2 protein-coding genes are annotated in these 2,478 nt (G+C 70.3%); one reads left to right on the forward strand and one right to left on the reverse strand.

The features are described from left to right. Positions 1 to 242: 242 nt before the first annotated feature. A complete protein-coding gene (locus VF468_23015; protein HEX5881161.1) occupies positions 243 to 1,505 on the reverse strand; it encodes a helix-turn-helix domain-containing protein in 1,263 nt (420 codons plus the stop codon). Positions 1,506 to 1,660: 155 nt separating this feature from the next. Between VF468_23015 and VF468_23020 the strand changes: the two genes are divergently transcribed. Beyond that, a complete protein-coding gene (locus VF468_23020) occupies positions 1,661 to 2,023 on the forward strand; it encodes a 4a-hydroxytetrahydrobiopterin dehydratase (GenBank protein HEX5881162.1) in 363 nt (120 codons plus the stop codon). The last annotated feature ends 455 nt before the right edge of the window (positions 2,024 to 2,478 follow it).

Raw genomic sequence — 2,478 nt, forward strand, 5'->3', positions numbered from 1 at the left:
CGTCCTCATCGAGCACCTGCGTAGCGCATAGTGAGCGACGCGGGCCACCAGCAGTGCCTGGCGGCCATCCCCCTCCGCCATGGTGGCCGCCGGCTGCCGGACCCCTGCCGAGCTCAATGCTGATGGCGCAAGGTCTCCGGATCCGCCCGGGCAGCAGGCGGATGCCGTCCAGCGATCCGCATCCGCTGGTCCAGCGGGTGGCGGTGGTCCTCGACGAGCTGTTGGATGTTGTACGCGATCTCTCAACCTTTGAGGACCAGCCACAGTACCTGGGACGGTTCCCTGGCCGGGTTGCGCCAGCCGGTGACCGGTTGGGTGGTGAGCAGGATGGCGTCGCCTTGCTGCAGGGTGTGGGTCTCCTGGCCGAGTTGCAGCTCCAGCGCGCCCTCGAGGACCAGGAGGAGCTCGGGCTGCTTGGTCTCGAACGGTTGCCGCCCGCTGCCGCCGGCGGGGAAGGTCAGCTCGTGGACTGCCAGTCCGGAGGGCGCCTGCAGGACGGTCTCGCCGGACAGCCCGGGCGCGGGGGCGACCGGCTGGCGGGCGCCGCGCCGGGCCAGCCGGTAGGGGAGCGGGCTCGGGTCCGAGCTGGGGCCGAAGGGGATGCCCAAGGTGGCCCACAGGCGGGTCAGGGTCTCGCCCGACAGGCCATGGCGGCTCCGCTCGACCTGGGACAGGGCGCTGGGGGTGACGCCGATGCGGCGGGCCAGCTCGGCCTGGGACAGCCCGGCGGCGATGCGCCCGGCGCGGACCTGCTCCCCGATCCGCTCCCGCATGCCAGCTGTCTGCCCGAGGGCGTCGATGCGGCCGTCCTCGCCGACCCCGTACCGCAGGGTGCGGCCGGTCACGCCGGGGGGATGCCCGTCAGCCTTGACGACTCGCAGGGTCCGCTCGGCCGGCGCCGCCGGCACCGCTTCCAGGTCCAGGATGACCTGGGTGATCTCGGCCAGCCGGGACCGGAACGCCGCCGGGTGGGCCTCGCGCTCCAGCAGCCAGTAGGCGACGGTGCGCTCCTGGTACAGACGCGGACACCAGCGTAGGAACGACGCCAGGGCCGCCTCTGGCCCCCACAGCCGCTGCATGCTGGTCAGGTCGTCGAACACATAGCCGGCGCCCGGACCCAGCTCGTCCTCGATCTCGGCCAGCTCCCGGTTGACTTGCTCCATGTCACCGGGGTCCTTGAGGCGCCGTACCCGAGCCGGTTCGGAGGCGCCAGCGGACGTTCTCTTCCTTCGACCTGAGGGAGCAGCCCCGCCGCCGGTCCAGCCGTCGAGCAGGGTGAAGCGCTCGTTGTCCCAGACCCGGCGGAAGCGGTCCAGGACCGTGGCCGGTGGCAGCCGGAAGCTCAGGTAGGTCAGCGGCGTCGTGCCGTTCGCGATGGCCAGGAACGCCTCCACAAACGGTTCGATCTCGGCTGGGTCGGCGGCCTGCCAGACGACGTTGTCGCCCACGCCGAGCCCGCCGAGCAGCTTGTCGAGCGCGTCGATCCCGGTCGAGGGTCGTTCCATGGCGGTCCCTTCATCGGTGGGCTGCGTCCAGGTCCTATAAAGTATAGCTTTACTTGAGGCGTAGTCAATTAAGTGATACCCTCAGGGCTGATCGTCCTGAAGGGACATCGCGGCCGACGGGATCGCGTTAGGGAGGATCGCAAAGGGAGGCGAGCATGGCCACCATCAAGGAAGAGCAGATCCGCGCCCTGCCGGGCTGGCAGGCCCGCGGCGACGGCATCAGCAGGACCTTCCGCTTCGACGACTTCGGCGTCGCGACGCGGTTCGTCGGCCGCATCGCCCTCGACGCCGCGGTCGCCTGTCGCGAGCCGCTCATCGGCATCCGGGGCGGGCGCGTGACCGTGACCTTCGTTCCCCGGGACGGCGCCACTCCGACCCCAGACGACATGGCCGTGGCCCGGCGCATCCAGCGGCTCCTCGGCGACCACCACCATCCGGTCGGCCGGGCCGGTCCTTGGAGTCCCGCCGGCCGGCTCACCGGCACCCGCCCGCGTCCAGTGGGGCAGGCCGGCCCGTAAGGCACACTGCGGCACTTGCCAGCCTGGCGGCGTGCGCGAGACCCACACGCCGGACCTCATCAACTCACCCCGATGTACTCATGAACCCGACCTGCGCGATCGAAGCCATGCCGCCGAGCCGCGGCCAGGATCCGGCAGGACGTTGGTCGGGCTGGCTCTCGTGGGGCACAAGTTGTGAGCGTCTGGCGCTATGCCCCAGAGAACCGCTTACCTCGGCATCGAAGAGCTCGCCATCGCACCGTGGTGACCCGAGAGTCGGCACCTGCTAATCGACGCTCTGTGATCAAGGTGAGCGCGAGAGGATCGCACATCGCCCAGCCCAGGGAGCTCCCGGCACAGTCCGACCGACCACGCTCATTGTCTTAGGGGACCTTGCGGGTGATACGTGCCATGAATCTGCGCATGTCGACGATGAAGCGCTCGTGGGTGCCCTCCCCGACACGCTCGTGGTCGTC

This window comes from Actinomycetota bacterium (assembly GCA_036280995.1).
GTDB lineage: Bacteria > Actinomycetota > CALGFH01 > CALGFH01 > CALGFH01 > CALGFH01.

Coding starts and splice junctions, on each gene's coding strand:
- VF468_23015 (HEX5881161.1), bottom strand. CDS start 1,505: ATGGAACGACCCTCGACCGGGATCGACGCGCTCGACAAGCTGCTCGGC.
- VF468_23020 (HEX5881162.1), top strand. CDS start 1,661: ATGGCCACCATCAAGGAAGAGCAGATCCGCGCCCTGCCGGGCTGGCAG.